The following is a 1,613-nucleotide window of genomic DNA, read 5'->3' as shown; positions in this document are numbered from 1 at the left end:
CCCTCAGTGTCAGGATAGTTGTCACCCCCTCTGAAAAATAAACCTGAGGGCGCGGAGTGACACATGAAACGTATTTCACCTGAACGAAAAGCCGCCATACTGGCTAAATTATTACCGCCGTACAACATGACCGTTTCCGCAGTTGCACAAACGGAAGGAATATCCGAAGCTACGCTGTATAACTGGCGTAATCAGGCTAAATCAGAAGGAAAACCCGTGCCCGGTGCAGACAAAAACAGTGAACAGTGGCCGGCGGAAGCCCGCTTTGCCGCCATCGTGGAAACCGCCACACTCAGCGAAGCGGAAGTGGCGGAATACTGCCGCAAAAAAGGACTCTATCCGGAGCAGCTGGTGCAGTGGAAACAGGGTTTTCTTCAGGTATCCTCTCCCGGAGATAAAGCCGCACTGAAGCAAAGCCAGAAGGAAAACAAACAGTTAAAGCGTGAGCTGGTCCGCAAGGAAAAAGCCCTGGCGGAGGCGGCGGCAATCCTGGTGCTGCGAAAAAAGCTCAGCGATTATTACGGGGAAACCGGCGGGGACGACTGACTCCGGCATCCGAACGCACCCTGTTTATCCGGTGGATTAATGAGGCGGTGAGCTCCGGCGCACGGCTGGCTGTTGCCTGCCGGGAAGTTCAGCTGAGTCTGCGGACCTGGCGGCGCTGGCAGATATCCCCGTCGGACGGCAGACCGGGCGCAGTGCGTCCGGTGCCGGTGAACAAGCTGAGTCCGGAAGAAGAAAAACAGATACTGACTGTCTGCCATCAACCTGAATACGCGAGTCTGCCGCCGTCCCAAATTGTCCCGAAACTGGCGGATAAAGGGATATATCTGGCGGGTGAATCCACCTTTTACCGGGTGTTGCGCCGCCACGGAGAACTTCATCACCGGGGGCGTCAGCAGCGCCCGAAAAAAGTACCGGTACCGACCACCTTTACCGCATCCGGGCCATGTCAGGTCTGGGTATGGGATATCACCTGGCTGCCGTCGGTGGTGCGCGGACGCTGGTTTTATCTCTACATGATACTCGATATCTACAGCCGGAAAATCACCGGCTACGAAGTGTATGAGACCGAAAGCGGCGAACAGGCGGCGGCGCTGATGCAGCGCACAGTCCTGCGTGAGGGGTGCTGGCGTCAGCCATTGGTACTGCACGCGGATAACGGGGCGGCGATGAAATCACAGACCTTACAGATGAAACTGCATGAGCTGAACATCACGCCATCCCACAGCAGACCGCGTGTGAGCAATGACAATGCCTATGCGGAATCCGTGTTCCGGACCCTGAAATACGTGCCGCAGTGGCCATCACAGGGCTTTAAAACCCTGACGGAAGCAAGGAAATGGGTGGGAAAAATTACCCGGTGGTACAACGACAGGCATCTGCACAGCGGCATCGGCTATGTCACGCCGTCGCAGCGGCATACCGGTGAGGATATTACCCTGCTGAAACAACGTGATGCAGTGTACAAAACAGCAAAAGCTACCCATCCCGAACGGTGGTCCGGAGATACCCGGAACTGGCAAAGAAAAGAGACCGTCACCCTGAATCCTGAGCGGGAAAAACAGGCTGCCTAAATTAACAAAGGGTGACAACTACCTTGACACTTACCG

1 protein-coding gene is annotated in these 1,613 nt (G+C 55.7%); it reads left to right on the top strand.

The features are described from left to right. Nucleotides 1–63 precede the first annotated feature (63 nt). A protein-coding gene (locus AYY17_RS21330) for an IS3 family transposase (protein ID WP_457810181.1) occupies nt 64–1,577 on the top strand; the annotation gives its coding sequence in 2 pieces (ribosomal slippage) (nt 64–499 and nt 499–1,577; 1,515 coding nt in all). Nucleotides 1,578–1,613 lie beyond the last annotated feature (36 nt).

Source organism: Morganella psychrotolerans, assembly GCF_001676055.1.
Classification (GTDB): domain Bacteria; phylum Pseudomonadota; class Gammaproteobacteria; order Enterobacterales; family Enterobacteriaceae; genus Morganella; species Morganella psychrotolerans_B.
This window is presented reverse-complemented; position numbering and strand designations above follow the sequence as displayed.